Source organism: Paenibacillus oenotherae (genome assembly GCF_019443105.1).
In the GTDB taxonomy this organism is placed as follows: Bacteria; Bacillota; Bacilli; order Paenibacillales; family Paenibacillaceae; genus Paenibacillus_Z; species Paenibacillus_Z oenotherae.
On sequence record NZ_JAHZIJ010000004.1, the window covers coordinates 174,268 to 190,049 of the forward strand.

General features: G+C 43.6%; 14 protein-coding genes. 2 read left to right on the forward strand and 12 right to left on the reverse strand.

Annotation, left to right across the window (positions count from 1 at the left end; genetic code table 11):
* Positions 1 to 9: 9 nt before the first annotated feature.
* The 5 genes from K0T92_RS08615 to K0T92_RS08635 all read right to left on the reverse strand — a co-directional run bounded on the left by K0T92_RS08615 (position 10) and on the right by K0T92_RS08635 (position 5,200).
* Complete coding sequence (locus tag K0T92_RS08615; protein WP_246627997.1) at positions 10 to 840, reverse strand: carbohydrate ABC transporter permease; 831 nt, start codon at positions 838 to 840, stop codon at positions 10 to 12.
* A complete protein-coding gene (locus K0T92_RS08620) occupies positions 837 to 1,766 on the reverse strand; it encodes a carbohydrate ABC transporter permease (protein ID WP_219872046.1) in 930 nt (309 codons plus the stop codon). The genes K0T92_RS08615 and K0T92_RS08620 overlap by 4 nt, the downstream gene beginning before the upstream one ends.
* Before the next feature lie 121 nt (positions 1,767 to 1,887).
* Positions 1,888 to 3,210, reverse strand: coding sequence for an ABC transporter substrate-binding protein (locus K0T92_RS08625; protein ID WP_219872047.1), 1,323 nt, complete (start codon positions 3,208 to 3,210; stop codon positions 1,888 to 1,890).
* Between the two features lie 174 nt (positions 3,211 to 3,384).
* Positions 3,385 to 4,143, reverse strand: coding sequence for an IclR family transcriptional regulator (locus K0T92_RS08630; protein WP_219872048.1), 759 nt, complete (start codon positions 4,141 to 4,143; stop codon positions 3,385 to 3,387).
* 151 nt (positions 4,144 to 4,294) lie between these two features.
* Positions 4,295 to 5,200 carry an AraC family transcriptional regulator gene (locus K0T92_RS08635; protein ID WP_219872049.1) on the reverse strand — a complete coding sequence of 302 codons (906 nt, stop codon included), beginning with the start codon at positions 5,198 to 5,200 and terminating at the stop codon, positions 4,295 to 4,297.
* Positions 5,201 to 5,462: 262 nt separating this feature from the next.
* Here K0T92_RS08635 and K0T92_RS08640 point away from each other — a divergent pair, with 262 nt between their 5' ends.
* Positions 5,463 to 6,608, forward strand: a complete 1,146-nt coding sequence (locus K0T92_RS08640; protein ID WP_219872050.1) for an iron-containing alcohol dehydrogenase — start codon at positions 5,463 to 5,465, stop codon at positions 6,606 to 6,608.
* Between the two features lie 185 nt (positions 6,609 to 6,793).
* On the opposite strand, the gene K0T92_RS08645 is transcribed toward K0T92_RS08640, so the two are convergent.
* The 5 genes from K0T92_RS08645 to K0T92_RS08665 all read right to left on the reverse strand — a co-directional run bounded on the left by K0T92_RS08645 (position 6,794) and on the right by K0T92_RS08665 (position 11,252).
* Positions 6,794 to 7,567, reverse strand: a complete 774-nt coding sequence (locus tag K0T92_RS08645; protein WP_219872051.1) for a Fic family protein — start codon at positions 7,565 to 7,567, stop codon at positions 6,794 to 6,796.
* A gap of 246 nt (positions 7,568 to 7,813) precedes the next feature.
* Positions 7,814 to 10,279 (reverse strand): DEAD/DEAH box helicase family protein, encoded by a 2,466-nt coding sequence (locus K0T92_RS08650; protein ID WP_219872052.1) that lies wholly within the window; start codon positions 10,277 to 10,279, stop codon positions 7,814 to 7,816.
* Positions 10,260 to 10,589 (reverse strand): nucleoside triphosphate pyrophosphohydrolase, encoded by a 330-nt coding sequence (locus K0T92_RS08655; RefSeq protein ID WP_219872053.1) that lies wholly within the window; start codon positions 10,587 to 10,589, stop codon positions 10,260 to 10,262. The genes K0T92_RS08650 and K0T92_RS08655 overlap by 20 nt, the downstream gene beginning before the upstream one ends.
* A 152-nt stretch (positions 10,590 to 10,741) precedes the next feature.
* The gene (locus K0T92_RS08660; protein ID WP_219872193.1) at positions 10,742 to 11,041 is read right to left on the reverse strand and encodes a hypothetical protein; all 300 of its coding nucleotides are present in this window, start codon (positions 11,039 to 11,041) and stop codon (positions 10,742 to 10,744) included.
* Positions 11,042 to 11,066: 25 nt separating this feature from the next.
* Positions 11,067 to 11,252, reverse strand: a complete 186-nt coding sequence (locus K0T92_RS08665) for an aspartyl-phosphate phosphatase Spo0E family protein (RefSeq protein WP_219872054.1) — start codon at positions 11,250 to 11,252, stop codon at positions 11,067 to 11,069.
* Positions 11,253 to 11,644: 392 nt separating this feature from the next.
* On the opposite strand from K0T92_RS08665, the gene K0T92_RS08670 reads away from it, so the two are divergent.
* Positions 11,645 to 11,902: a helix-turn-helix domain-containing protein gene (locus tag K0T92_RS08670; RefSeq protein WP_246627998.1), complete on the forward strand. Its 258-nt coding sequence runs from the start codon at positions 11,645 to 11,647 to the stop codon at positions 11,900 to 11,902.
* A gap of 751 nt (positions 11,903 to 12,653) precedes the next feature.
* Here the strand turns inward: K0T92_RS08670 and K0T92_RS08675 are convergent.
* Positions 12,654 to 14,132: a metallophosphoesterase gene (locus K0T92_RS08675; RefSeq protein ID WP_219872055.1), complete on the reverse strand. Its 1,479-nt coding sequence runs from the start codon at positions 14,130 to 14,132 to the stop codon at positions 12,654 to 12,656.
* A 147-nt stretch (positions 14,133 to 14,279) separates the two neighbouring features.
* Complete coding sequence (locus K0T92_RS08680) at positions 14,280 to 15,464, reverse strand: restriction endonuclease (protein WP_219872056.1); 1,185 nt, start codon at positions 15,462 to 15,464, stop codon at positions 14,280 to 14,282.
* Between the last annotated feature and the right edge of the window lie 318 nt (positions 15,465 to 15,782).

Genomic DNA, 15,782 nt, shown 5'->3' on the forward strand with positions numbered 1-15,782 from the left:
TCCTCCCTGCTATCCCTTAACCGCTCCGCCGAGAATGCCGGAGACAAAATGTTTTTGCATGAATAAGAAAATAACAATTACGGGCAATACCGATATGGTCGTCCCCAACATCGCTTGACCATAATCAATACTGTCTTGTCCGGCCAATGTCGAGAGAGCGACCGGCAACGTGAACATATCCTTCGTATTCATAACGACCAACGGCCACATGAAATTATTCCACTGATGGTTGAACAGGAATATCGCAACGGCCGCTAGAGCAGGCTTCATCGTAGGCAGCGCAATTCGGAAGAAAATATAAAATTCTCCCGCACTATCGATTCTCGCCGCTTCTAACAACGAATCCGGCAGCGCCTTCATATTTTGCCTCATCAAGAAGATCGGGAATACATAGACAAGCTGCGGCAAAATGACGGCGGAATACGTGTTCATCCAATCCAGCTTCGCAAACAGCTGGAACAACGGGATGATGGTCGCTTGATAAGGGATCATCATCGACAGGAGCAATACAATAAAGATGACATTTCTTCCCTTGAAATCAAATTTCGCAAACGCATATCCTGCTGACGCACACAATAACATTCCAATGAGGGTGTACGTAATTGCAATGAACAGAGAGTTGAATAACGACTTCCATATTAGAATGGATTCATTCAAATTCGTTAAATTGTCTAACAGATTCGATCCTGGCAGAAAGGTCGGCGGGATGTTGAACACATCTCCCGACTTATTGGTTGCTCCGATTATCATCCAATAAAAAGGGATGATCGTAATCAGAACACCGATGATCAGAGCGAGATACAACAACGTTTTCTGTAAAGTCTGATTCCTCTGTTTCAATCTTTATCACCTGCCAGCTTAAATTGCACAATGGATAGGATGGCGACAATAAGAACGACAGCATAAGTGATCGCAGATGCATAACCAAAATCAAAATACGTAAATCCATGTTGATAAAGGTACAGCGTCAATGTCAGCGTTCGATTGTTCGGCCCCCCGCCGGTCAACGTATACGGCTCATCGAACAATTGAAAGCTTCCGATTGTCGACATAATAAACGTGACCAATAATACAGGCTTTAATTGCGGAAGCGTGATATAAAAGAATTGTTTGACCTTGCTGGCCCCATCTATACTTGCGGCTTCATACAAATCATTGGATATATTCTGCAGTCCCGCCAATAGAATAACCATGTTGTACCCTGCCCATCGCCAAGTCGTTACAATAATGAGCGTCACCAGCGGCCAATACCCGTCAGACAGCCAGCCAATCGGCTTGAGGCCGATTGAAGTCAAGACGTAATTCAGCAGTCCATAGTCTTTATTCAGGAGCAGCATGAAAATAACCGATGCCGCTACTAACGAGGTAAGGACAGGCGAGAAAAATCCGATGCGGAATAATCCCTTCAGCTTCAGGAATGAAGAATTTAAAGCTACCGCCATCAGAACAGCCAGCGTAAGCATCAATGGAACTTGAATAACCAAGATAATCATGGAATTCCCCAGCGCTTTATAAAAGATGGGGTCCTGAATCATTCTTGAATAGTTTTTCAAACCGGCAAATACATACTCTCCGCGTACTCTTGTTTGAAAACTTAATAGTACGGAGTAGATAATCGGATAAACATAGAAAATCGAAAATAAAATGAGTGTTGGAGCCAGTAACAGATAAGGCATCGTTTTTGCTGTTACGAATTTCGTTTTTCGTTTGCCCTTCACTTGCCCATTGCCTTTAGGCTCATTATTCTCGGCCAAAGAATACTGCATAAACCAGACTCCTCTCCCCGAATTCATGGAGTCATGAATTCGAATGCTTTCAGGCAAGTCATCGGCATCAAGCGCCTATCGGCTACCGATGACTCTCCCTGTCTCATTGCCTACATGTTCATTAATTGGCTTCTCTTCCCGTTTGCTGCGATATTTGTTTCTTCATATTATCAATGACCTTTTCCGGCGAAGCGCCTTCCAGAATCAATGCGCTTAATTGGTCTGTCGCAACTTGTCTGGCCACCAGATTACTTTCCGTAAAGTTGACTGGCGGGATCTCTTTTACCACTTCAGCAAATTGCTTGAATACCGGCTGATTATTAAAGTATTCCTGATTTTGATTGAAATACGGTTCGTCGTATACCGCTTTGTAAGCCGGGAACAAGCCGTGATTCTCCAATGCCTTCAACTGCATTTCTGTATTAGCCGAAGCAAACTCCGAGAACAGATAAGCCGCTTCTTTATTTTTGGAGGAGGAGAGGATCGTCAGCGCCGAACCGCCGTTATCGGCGGCGTGCACGCCGCCTTCTTTGAATACCGGCAGCGGGAATGTTCCCCACTTGCCGGACAGCTCCGGCATTTGATCCAGCATCGTGCCGCTCCACCAGACAGCATCCGGGTTGGTAGCCACTTTACCGTTTTTCATTGCCGCCACTTGTCCATCCCAGTTCGAAGTATTCAACAGAATGCCCGCTTCATTCATTTCTTTAATCTTGGTCAGCGCTCTATTCATTTCAACCGTACTTACATCGATTTTGCCCTCAGCATCAAAATAATATTTGCCTTGCTGCTGCAGCATAATGCGAAGGATATCATCCTGATTCCCGATCCGGTTGCCGATCATCGAAACGCCTGTTTTTTCCTTTACTACCTTGCCGGCTGCGATATAGTCATCCCATGTCACAATCTTGGACGGATCTACACCTGCTTGTTCAAAAATATCTACCCGATAAAATACAGCGACCGGGCCCAAATCACGAGGGAAAGCAATCACATTGCCATCAAGATTTTTTACAGCCTCAATGGTTGATTCCGGGAAATCACCGATGTGCTTGTCAAAGCCCATGTTGGATATTTCCTGGAATCCTTTGGGGAATTGATTCACGAACGTAGGCAGTTTATTGACCGCGATCTGTGTCACGTCCGGAAGACCTGAGCCCCCGGCAGCAAGACCGGCCGTTAATTTATCATAAATCTGGTCATTACCGATCGTCTCCATGTTCACCTTAATAGTGGGATATTGTTTGGCGAACGCCGGAATGACCGTTTTGGATAAGTATTCCGCTTCAAGAGCCCATGCCCAGACAGTAATATCGCCAGATACTTCACCAGGATTATCAGAAGGAGCTGCAACTTCATTATCACTATTGGAATTACCGCTACTACAAGCGCTTACAATTAACAGCGTAATTAACAGCATCGTGAAAAGCTTGAACCGTTTCATTTAGATCGACACTCCTTTTTTGTTCTGAAGGATTTTAATCTTTACTACAATGACACCCCGATGGTTGAACCCCTTCTACAGAATCACCTCCTTAAAAAGGATTTATTCATTGTTCCGTATTACGGAACACTGTTCTAATATATGGTTAAAATAAAAGAGAGAGGGAAAATGATTCTACAATCCCATTTCTCTAGAAATCTCCATCGCAATTTGTCTCACTTGCGGCCCGATCTGTCTCATCCGCTCTTGCGATATGCGAGTAGTTGGGCCGGCAACACTTATGCCTGCGATTACTTTATTCTCAAAATTATATATCGGCGCCGCAGCACAACGCACTCCTTGCTCATGCTCTTCATCATCAAAGGCATAACCGTTCCGGTTGGCTTCTTTAAGCGCTTCCATAAGTTGCCCTCTAGTGATTAGAGTCGTCTCTGTGAACTTCTGCAGCCCTTTAGTCTCAATGACACGGTCGATTTCTTCAACCGGAAGGCCAGATAGCATCGCCTTGCCTAATCCTGTACAATGAGCAGGGGCGCGCAAGCCAACCTGGGAATACATTCGGATCGTCGCAGTGCTTTCGAGCTTGTCGATGTAGACAACTTCCCCTTTCTCGTAGATCGCCAAGTGAGTTGTTTCGCCGGTTAAGTCCACCAGCTTCTTCAAATAAGGGGTCGCTATACGCCTTAAATCCATCGATTTCGCAACTTCATTGCCCAATTGCAGCAGCTTTAATCCAAGGCGGTATTGATCCGTTTGATTATCCTTTTGAACATAACCTTCTTCCAGCAGCGAGAACAGCAGCCTGAAAGCGGTACTCTTCGCTACATCCAGCCGATTAGAAATTTCAGTAACGCCCAGACCGTCCGGATGATTCCTTAGAATCTCCAATATACTCAAAGCTCTTTGTACAGACTGGATCGATTGGCTCGACATGTTCCACCTCTTATCCTGTTCCGCATTAAGGAACGGCGTTTCGATATTTATAATTATAAGGTTGGGGTGGCTGGTTTGTCAATCCGGGAAGAAATAAGCAGCCTTCAATCCGGCTGACCGAATCGTACTGGCACAACCCATGTTGTCTTGATCACTCGGCCTTCATCCTTCTATAATCAGCGGGGCTTACGCCTAATTGCATTTTTATAAACTTGGTGAAGCTGGACGGTTGTTCAAATCCGAGTCTCTCCGCGATCAGATAAATGGGGTCTTTGGTCGTCGCGAGCAATCGTTTGGCAATCTCCAGCATGTGCAATTTAATAAATTCCTGTGCCGTTTTCCCCGTTTCTTTCTTCAGCATATCCGAAAGATAGTTCGGGGAGTACCCCATCGCTTGCGCCAGTCCTTTAACACTGGGCATCCCTTCCTCTTCAATAGCTTCTGTCGAGCATCGCTGCTGCAGGAGCTTGTCAAATTTGGCAACGGAGTCTTTGACGACGGCCGTCCTTGTAATAAATTGCCTCCCATAAAAACGCTTCGCATAGTTCAGCAGTACTTCCAGATTCGATATGAGCAGGTCGTTGCTGTAGACATCCAGGTTTCCGCTGTATTCAACCTGAATATGGCTAACGATGCGATCTACAATTTCCTTTTCCTGGTCAGAAAGATGCAAGGCTTCATTCGCCTCGTATTCAAAAAAGCTGTATTCCGGCATTTTGTGCCACAATGCACTGCCTCTGATCAAATCGGGGTGGAAGCATAGCATCCATCCCTCCGATTTCTCATTGCTGTTGCGGTTCCCCTTTGCCAGAACTTGTCCCGGCGCAGCAAACATCAGACTGCCTTCATGGAAGTCGTAATATTCTCGTCCATAAATAAGCTCACATTCGGCATTCTGTTTCAAGGAAATCATATAGAAGTTCAGCTTGAACGAGACATTGTAATCGGAAGCGCGAGGATTGATCGTATTGTAATCAATCAAGGTGATCAATGGATGTCTGGGTTTTGCGCAGCCCAGAATGTCATGCAGCACAGAGATCGATTCGATAGTTATCATGTGTCAAAACTCCCTCCAAGCAAGGCTCGAAATGAGCTCGCCAAATCCAAACGCAAATGTCATTATACACCCGAATTTGCGCCCTATACATAGTCAAATCCACGATAATCTTGTGCCGATTACGGATACGATCCGATCAGTGATTCAGACAACATGTTCTGTAATCCGGATATGTAACCATATCGAGTTTTCATTTATTGTACAGAATAGAAACACAAAAAATAAGACCTTCCCTTGGTCACAAAAAGGAGAATGCTGTATTATGAAGGATTTTACATTCTACAACCCGACGAAAGTTGAATTCGGAAGAGATAAAGAAAACTTGATCGGCAGCTACATGGCACCTTACGGCGTAAAAAAAGCTCTGCTCGTATACGGATCGGAGCGAATTAAAGCATCCGGCCTGTTCGACAGAGTTGCGAAATCGCTCGGCGAGAACGGAATTGAATTTGTCACCCTGAGCGGGATCAAAAGCAATCCGGTCATCAGTAAAGCCAGGGAAGGCGTACGTATCGCCAAGGAGAACAGCGTGGATGCCGTTCTGGCCGTAGGCGGAGGCTCCGTACTAGATACGGCAAAGGTGATTGCTGCTGGGGCGGTATACGATGGCGACGTATGGGACTTGTGCAGCTACAAGAAATACCCGGATGCTGCCTTGAAAATTTTCGACGTACTGACTTTATCGGCAACCGGCAGCGAAATGAATGCTACGGCGGTCATTACCAATGAAGAAACGACGGAAAAATTCGGCTTCTCCAGCCCGGCCGCTTTCCCGACGGTGTCAGTTATTAATCCGGAGCTCCAGGAGACGGTTACCAACGAATATTTGGCCTACTCCGGCGTTGATATTTTATCCCACTGCATGGATTTATATTTTACGGCCTCCTACATTCCGGAAATGACAGCGAATCATATCGAGAACATTATCAGAACGGTCATTCGAACCACGGACATCTTGCTGAACAATCCGGGAGACTATGAAGCAAGAAGCGAATTGGCATGGGCTGCGGCGCAAGCCCTGAACCGAACCACCTTCGCCGGGGTGGAGGGGAATCGCTATGACACCCACTTAATAGAGCATTCCCTATCTGCCTTGTACGATGTGCCTCATGGCGCCGGTCTTGCTGTCGTTTACCCGGCATGGATGAATTGGCATCTTCCCATGAACCCGACTAGATATGAACAATTCGCACGTACTATATTCGGCTTGCAAACAGCCGAAGAAGGCATCGAGGCGTTAACGAACTGGTTTGTCAGCATCGGCGCTCCAGTCAAGCTGGAGCAAGTTCATATCGACAAAGACAAAATCGAAGAGATTGCCTCCCATATTTATCGAACCATTGAAATGGCCCGGATGCAATCCCTTTACCCGAAGGAAACGATTGTCGAACTGCTGAATCGGATGTAGTCAGCTTCTCGAAGGGGCTGCTGTCAAATATTAAAAAAAGCGCGAGCTTGAGGGCCATTCACCCCCGTTACTCGCGCTTTTTTGCTTCTTGCTCTCCTACTTGAGTCGTCCCCAACTCCCCTAACCACTTAGCATCTTCATTGTGCCTTGAGCGGCTATCACGACGGAGCCCTTTTCTATTATTTCTACATGGACTTGTCCATACCTGGATAGGTATCTGGTGCATACGTCTTCAATTCCGGAAAGAAATAAGCAACCTCCGCTTCATATCTATCTTGTGCCGACAGGCAGGTGTCCAGCAAATATCCTTTTTCTGAGGAAAACTCCTTCAGGCCGCGGTAATAAAACAGCTTATGCTCGTGGTCGATGATAAAAGGGAGTAAGCCATATCTCAAACATTCCTTGAACAAAATAATCCTGCCGACACGACCGTTTCCGTCCTGAAAAGGATGGATACTTTCGAATTCAAAATGGAAGTCTATGATGTCCTCAAACGAAATATTGGGCTTTTCGTGATATGCAGCGAGCAGCCTCCCCATCGCGCTTGCTACTTTTTCCGGAGCAGTCGTTTTCATATCTCCCACCACATTGGGTCTGGCTTTGTAATCCCCCACGCGGAACCAGTCTTTTCTTTCATCTGAAGTATTTCTTTTTAAGATTCTATGGAATTCCTTGATCATTGCTTCGGACAAGTCCTCCGCCGCATGAGTCAGCATATAGTCAAAGCAGGCGAAATGGTTAACCGTCTCTATAATATCATCAACGCTAGCGGTTTCCTCCGGCTCTACGCTTATTGTGTTGGTTTCAAAAATATATCGTGTCTGATCCTCAGATAACCGGCTGCCTTCGATACGGTTGGAGTTATAGGCAAGCTTAATTTGGGTCTGATGGTACAGCCCTCCCTTAAGCCCCATCTTCATTTCTTCCTGTAAGAGTTCTACTAATGATCTATGTTCCATCAACATTCCTCCCAGAATGATCCGCGTATCCTAAAAATCAAAATCGTCTTTATTGGCTGTTATCATTATAGCATTCTCTATTGTAGAATATGCAGTTGCGAACGACGATTCTGTCTCAGCTATAACTGTTGAAGTATTATCGAATTTAAACAAAGGGGGACGCGAATCGCGCGCCCCCCTTTGTTTAAATGGAGTTCAAAACATCAATAATACCAATTTGATGCGGCTTTCTATCTGTAGATTCACTTATGAATCTACTTGGTTGCTCTCCATTGCTTCATGTTTCTGTTCCCTGCGCTCGAAATGGTGATGCAGCCTGTAAAGGCAAATGTCTCTCGTCCAGCGATGCAAAATCGACCGATGCTCGGAGGCAGGTTCAATCCTTAGACTAAACACCCCATCCTCGAAGCGAGTCATACTTCCTTTGGCCGAGCCCCACTTCGTCATCGGCATTCGCTCAATAAGCTGGCTAACTCCTGTTTCATTGTACTCCCAGAGCCGTTTCGAATCCTTATCCGAGAAATCAATTCTCCTCCGGTATTCCTTATCCATAAGGTAATTGTGGAAAAATAGCGCTGCCTCACGGGAAGTGACAGGTCCCGCCCAACGTTCTGGACCACGTTCGAGCATATAAAGGAGGACGATCATTTTGTAGCTCTTGTTCATGGCCGTCTTCTCGACATCACGAATCCAAGCCTCATATTGAAGATAAACGTCCTCTTCTTCCTTCGTTAAGCATTCAGCCCATTGAAGAAAACCCACATAAGAACCGAATTCACCGCGATATTCCCAGCTGTTTGCTCCTCCGTACAAGTGAAGCTCCAGATAAGTAGGGATTCGTCCCAGTTCATTCTTCAGCTCAAGGAAGGAACGGTGCAAGCTTTCGCGGTGCGGCAGCTTTTTACGGCTTAATTCATCGAGCAGATTGATAACTGCCGTCTCCAATTGGAGCTCGCATCCGTCCGGTACAGATGGAATGACCGCTTCCCTGGCTGTTCCCTTTACTTCCTGATCACTTGCGAATAATCGAAGCTTCACATCTGCATTTCGGTAATTTCCTATTAAATCAATGATCGTGCAATGCGACTTCTGCTCCGATAACCGCAGGCCCCGGCCAATCTGTTGGGTGAAAACCGTTAATGATTCCGTCGGACGGACAAATAACAGCGTATCTACGACGGGAATATCTACACCCTCATTGAACAAATCGACTGTAAATATAATCTCCAGATCCCCTCTGGTTAGACGTGTTATCGCCTCTTCCCTTGAGATGCCCGCGGCTCCAGAGTGAAGACTGATTGCCAATACTCCCCTGCCTTGAAAATAGCCCGCCAAAAAATCCGCCTGCCGAATAGAAGAGCAAAATCCAATCGTTCGTGTTTGCTTATGCTCATTCCAGGCATCATAGATCTTGTCGGCAAGTGTTTGTTTTAATTGTGCTGCCGTCAACTGTTCATCATCATAGTGCGTTCCAAGCCATCTGATCGATGAATAATCCGTATCATCATAGACGCCAAAATAACGGAACGGGGACAGCCAGCCACGTCGGATGGCTTCAATGAAATGTATCTGGTAGGCGACATTCCCGTCACAAAGAGCATAGACATCCTTTCCGTCCATCCTGTCTGGTGTTGCCGTTATGCCAAGCAAAAACTTCGGTTTAAAATATTGGATGACCGATAAATAAGACGCTGCGGCAGCATGATGGAATTCGTCCACCACGATAAGATCGAACCGGTCCGGGGTGAAAGATTCACGGTGCTTCTTCATCCCGAGAGTGTAAATCGAAGCAAACACGCAATCCACATCTCTCTCTTTCATAGCTCCGTTATAAATTCCGAAGGTTTTGTCCGGCATGATGCGCTGGAATGACCTTCTCGCTTGAAGGAGAATTTCTTCACGATGCGCTACGAATAGCACCCGTTTAAACCGCTGCGCAAAAAAGCCGGCAAGATAGGTCTTTCCGAGTCCGGTCGCCATGACAACCATAGCTTTGTCATATTCCTCTTCTACCGTTCTCTCTAATGCATCCAGTGCATCGATCTGAGCAAATCTGGGGTGAATAGGCGACTGTTCGTCGTCCGCAACCGTTTGTTCTGCGGGATTGCCTGTATTTTCGGCGCGGTATTCATCCTCCTCCATCTCCGTAATCATGCGGATTAACTCCGGATTTTTACGATGACAGGTTCGATACTCCTCTTCATAGAGAGCAATCGTGTGCTCATTTAACGGCAATGTGGAGCTGTGATATAAGTTCTGCATGAACTTGTCCATGGCTACTTGGAAGGTATATGGCTCGGCTTTGGCATTCATCGCCAAGTTCCATTCCATCCCCATTCTCATAGCAGACATCGAGAAATTAGAGGAACCGACGATAAGCAGCCCTTCGCCGTTCTCGTAGTCGAACAAATAGGCCTTAGGGTGAAAGGACGTTCCCATACTCCGCCATAACCGCGCTTCTAACCGGGAATCAATATCTCGTAATGCCTGCAGCCCTTCCGGCTGCGTCACAAATAGATAGTCCCCGGCCAGAACCTTCACGTCGGCCCCTCGTTCTATCGCTTCTTTCAGATGAGGCGCCAATAAGCGCACCCCTGACTGCATAACGAAGGAGGTCATAATATAGATACCGGAAGCATTTTGCATTCCGATGATTAACTCGTCAGCCAAGTTTTCTGTAATTAGCTTGACATTAAGCGTTGTCGTCGACATCGATTAGATACACCCGCTCCTGAAATCCGCCACGTTGTTCCGCCTTCTTCACTCTCAAAGCTTCAAGCTGCTCCCATGACGCACCATGAACGGAGGCTAATGCCCGAATGACCTCAAGCATATCTGCAAGTTCTTCCAACGATTGTTTCGGATCTATGGAGGCAAAGTATTCCTCCGACTCTTCCTTGAGCTTTATGGCAAGTTCACGTTGATAATCTTCTTCATCCAGAATACGTGTGCGGCATTCTTTGCCACTGGATTTAATCACTTCTGGAATAAGATCACGAACAAGCTTGTTATAAACCGGCATGGGGTATCTCATCCTTTGCATGGTTAATTATCTATTATTGTATCATAGACAAAGGGAATGGAAGAGATTAGTGCAAACCAGAACAAAAAAGAACTGCCGCAAGGACAGTCCAATAATAAGCTTTCCGTATACGTATAGCCCGGATTCTGTAATTATGCATCCTTATCGAAAGCAGCCAACGGATCGAACAATAGCGCAACCGCAAGCTGCACACCATCCCTCATTCCTTGCAGATACAAGTGTTCATTCTCCCCAGCCCGCTTCATATGATGCTTGTCCTCCCATGCCATGAATTCCGGTGATTGCGTTATATCTATACCGGAAAATATCGCCTCAAAAGCTTTCTTCTCCTCTGCGTGATATTTGCTCAGCTCGGGATTGCGCTCGATCTGAGCTGCAACGTATTCCAACCGCCGCTGAATCGCCCTCTGGAACCATGACGGAAATTCCATGACCTCTCCTCCTCGCAAGCCAGCCCTAACGCAGCCTTCGCTCTCCCCCGGCCCTTCCTCGATGGAATCGGACAATCAATTCGTCCACCTTCCGGCTCTGAGCTTGGACCGCTTCGTTCTGAGCAAGAGGAACTCCCTTCTCAAGCGAGTTCTGGCCCAGTTCGTTCAGCCTCTGCTTTTCTTCTTCATATTTGCGCAGCAGTTCGTTCATGGGTTAGGCCTTGTCTCCTTTCAACCAAATTGTATGCGAGGATAGCAAAGTTTTAATGCGAATATCGAATATAAATAAAATAAACCGATTTTGCAGTAAAAATGAGGGCTGGTGGGCGAGGAATCGGAGTGAATTACCCTTAAAGCTATTTTGAACAGGGCATTTAAAGTCTCAAAATGCCCATTTGAGTTACAACTTGGGGCTTGCCCGATGTTGAGCGCAAAAACTGGCGGCAAACTCCCTGATATCGTATTAATTGAGAAAGCTTACGCTCATAACATATACCTCCATACAAAATCAATATATTTCTAATTTATTCCTACTAGTTGAATACTTTATCTGTCGTGGTTAGTATAACAGATTGATAATGGACTTAAAAGGAGAAATTTTCCTTGCGTGAACAACCCATTATCATTAAACAAATCATCGGGAAAACCGTGAAAGCTTTACGCATCAAGCAAGGCTTAAGTCAAGAGGATTTGGCACATGAATGCGATGTGGATCGCTCCTATATTTCCATGATCGAAGTCGGAAGAAATGAACCTTCAGTGACGAAAATTTTCGATCTATGTAAAGGTCTTAAAATCCAGCCGTCAGATTTCTTCAAGCTGATAGAGATAGAATATGATAAGACTAGAGAGAAGGGTTAAGAACGGAAATAAGAGCGGGACGGAAGGCTTAGTAGCCTGCGTCCCGCTTTGAAATCGTTGGGTATTGGAATATACTATCTGATATTTTCATTACACATGACTTCCTTGCCACCTATGGAATATAAGAAAACGACAGGGAACAAACAGGGATATTATTGGGAACTATCCGTGGTCTTTTCGAGTGATTGTTTGATTCTATTCCCCATCATTTTTTATGGATTCAAGCATTTGCAATGATCACCACTGTCGTTTAGAGGAATGATTAATCCTCAATCGTCCATATAGGTATCTGAGCAATAAGAATTGCTATCTTCTATAGTTCTTCAATACTCAAAATTTGCCTTTATTAAAGGCAAACCTTCCCGAAAACTGATCTAATAAATTTGTGTAATCTGAAGCATTTTCTGTACCTAACGGAATACTCTTATGATTTATTCTTAATAATATAGTTTACATTGTATGTGATATACTGGATCTGCATCTGTCTATTCCTTTTTGTTGTTGGTGGGGACTTACAACAATACGGGATTGGCAGTTGCTTTTCCATTTTCAACCGTAGTTTAGCGCGTCAAGAACTGATTTTGGTTTTGATCCTTTTTTTATTTATTTTTTTGCTATCTTAAAGTTCATTGTTGATTTTTAAGCCCTAGAAAAAACCGCCTCCTTCAAGGCGGTTGGATTGAAATGATTGAACAAAAGTTCTCCGTTATTGTAATGAAAATTACCGAACGAAGCGTAGACGACCTAAGAATCAATTATCCACTAATTCTAATAGTGCGGCTGGTCGAGGTGATAACGGCGTTTTCTGCATCAACATTTGCACCTCATCTGCACTCAGCGACAAGTCGTTTACAGCTGGTAAATACAAATCAACATTACAAAATGTAATACGGTTCTTTTTGTTACTACGCACAGTATTAATCGACGCCATATTAATTCCATAATGGTTTATTGTTAATAACATTAACCAAAATCTTAATATATCGTAATCATCCAAAGGGCGCATGTCTTTTATAAGAAATGGCATTTCGTTAAAAACATATCCAGTTATTACGGCGGCAGTGATATAGGCTCTTATATCAGACAAATCTCGATTTTCTAAGATTGTAATTGAGTGCTGGATGGCATTTATAACTTCTTGTGACAAGGGTCCTGACAAAACATAACCGATATATGTATCTTGTAAATACCCTTCTGTTACCTTCTTTACTTTTTTCAGATACTCTTCTGGTGAATTGGAAAGAACAGTAAAGTTATGCTTGTTCGCAGCACAACGTCTGTATCCCTTTCGCTTAACAGTTAAAATTAATGCCGATTCTTCTGTGACGTTTTTTACCACGACAGGAGAATGGAAATTCGATATGGACTCAAAATTACTCAAAGAACGTATGCCATATTGGTGAACAGATTTTTCTATTTTGCCAAAAGAGTTGGAGGTGTACTGCATAACCCATTCTAAATATTTCGCATCTTTATTGTCATATCCACGTTGCCAGGAAACATTGTTAAATTTCTGACCACTTCTATGAGTATGACCAAATATACGCCAACTATTGTCACCTTTAAGCTTAGTTGTAGAACTCCACCAACAATCTTTATCTTCTTTCGTGAAATTAACCATAGGGAAATGGGTAACTATCAATACCTTTTCTTCTTTTTTTAATGCATTATTGGCGAAAGATACCCACTCATTGTGCAATGCTATAATATTTTCAGGACTGAAATCCTTTACTTTTACGGCATCAGGAAGACCCCAAAACTGCTCCAGCTCCACTTGTCGTTTCCCCCGTCGAAAACTCGTCCAACCAGTATCTCCAATAATGCAAATATCGTTAAAATAGTATTTACGACCAGTAACAAGGAATCTGAAATATTGATTATTTTTTGTTTTATCAGAAAACAGATTGATAATATCCTGATGACTCATTGTGCCATTGTTCCAATAGTCGTGATTTCCAAGAACAAAAAAACCTACTATTTGATTTTTCTCAAGCTCTTTTACAAACGAAAGTGTCTTTTTATAGTTATTGAAAAAATCTCCTGCCAAGCATAATATGCTATCTGAATAACGCTCTTTTACAAAAGCAATAAAATCATCTTTCATTTGCAAAGCTGCCTTCGCATTGAATTTTCTTTTCGTGAAATCAAAATGTAAATCAGATATGAATACAATCGGATTCTCAGTTGATTTGATAGGCATATTGTTACTTGAGATTATAAGGTCGTTCATTCGAACTCACTCCTGATATTCTTATAATATATAATACTAATTTTTATAATGAGTTACGCTGGTTAGACAGTAAATAATGAATTGTTAAACTATCCTGCCTGTGAACTTAATGTAGTAAATCAACAACGAAGTTTAACAAAGCCTTGTTTACGAAGCAACTTCATTTCCAAGCATTCGGACAAGCTCGTCTCGGTTTATGAGTCGGACCCCTGCTTTGGTGGCTAACTCGGTAGCTGCTTTTGTAAAGTATGATGTTGTTATTACGTAGCATTCTGTACAATCGTACATGATTTTGCCGGCGATAGCTTCTTGAACAGCAGAGTTTCCTACAGAATTTTTCCGGTCATATCTTTTGGCTTGAACTGCAATTCGAACGCCATCTTTTTGAATAACCAAGTCAGCTCCGTGGTCCCCGGTCACCGCTGTGTCTTTAACAGAATAACCACAACTCTGGAAGTAGAGTGCCAATCTTTGCTCGAATTGAACGCCGGTCATCCTGTCTATTTCATCAATTCGACTTGTTCGTCTTAACCGTATACGTTCTAGAGCTTCTGCTTCTTCCTTGTCCATCTTCTCTATAAAATTCAGAGCTTTTTGTATTTTCTCATGTTCAGAAATTTGGTTCTTAAATATTTCTTCAGCTTGAGTTTTTGGTGAAATGAATTTTCTAAATACAAATCGCATTATAAATGCCAGCAAGAAAAATACGAGCATTATGTACATGAAGCTCTTAAAAGTAAGCCATTCGTTGAATATTCCTATTGCAACACCCAAAAATAGAAACCAGGTGGGTATAGCAAAAGCGTCATTCCAACTTCTTATTTTATAAGTTCTTTTGTAATTGTGTTGCTCATGTTCAACCACACAGTTGTTGCAATAATTCGGATAGTATCCGACGGGTGGGTAATGTCGCAAGTGTAGTTGTTCTTTGAATACAGAATTAAATCTGTTCTTCTGAGCAAATTCGTCAATTTCTTTCTCGTCGTACTTTAATTTTTGACCAGGTTCAATGGTGAGATGCCGGAATCGTTTTTCGACTTCAACTCCACATGCCCTACAATGACCTAATCTATAAACTGTTTTTGGTACCGGAATTTCCTCTTCTTCAATTCCATTATCAGCTCTTATTTTGTCATTCCGACATTTTTCGCATTTCGACTTAACGTATCCGAATTTGACTCCGTGATAGCACTTTTTAAAAATCACATCGTCAATGAGATAGAGTTTTATAAATACTAAAGCCATCAATCCAATTAAACCAAATCCCAACACCGAAGAAATTGTATCTACATAGTCTGGAAATCCAAAATATTCTTTCAACGAATCGTACAATTCCGGTCACCTTCTACACAAATTTATAGAAAAAAGCTCTAGGGGGATTCCTTCCCTCCATAGAGCTTGTACTTTGCCGATGCTTTCAGTCTAGAATATTTTACCACGTTAATGGAAAAATGGGAATAGTACACCTTACCGCTTACCAACTTTTTTTCGTTCGATTTCAAGAGTTTCTCGAATCAAATAGAACTGCTCGAGCACGTCGTTCCGGAAGTGACCGCTGTCTAAACTGGCAAGGAATACCGCATTTTCGTAATGATGAAGCGCTCTGTCTCCTGATTTTCGATTCTTATTGATTCGTTCAACCGCCTTCGG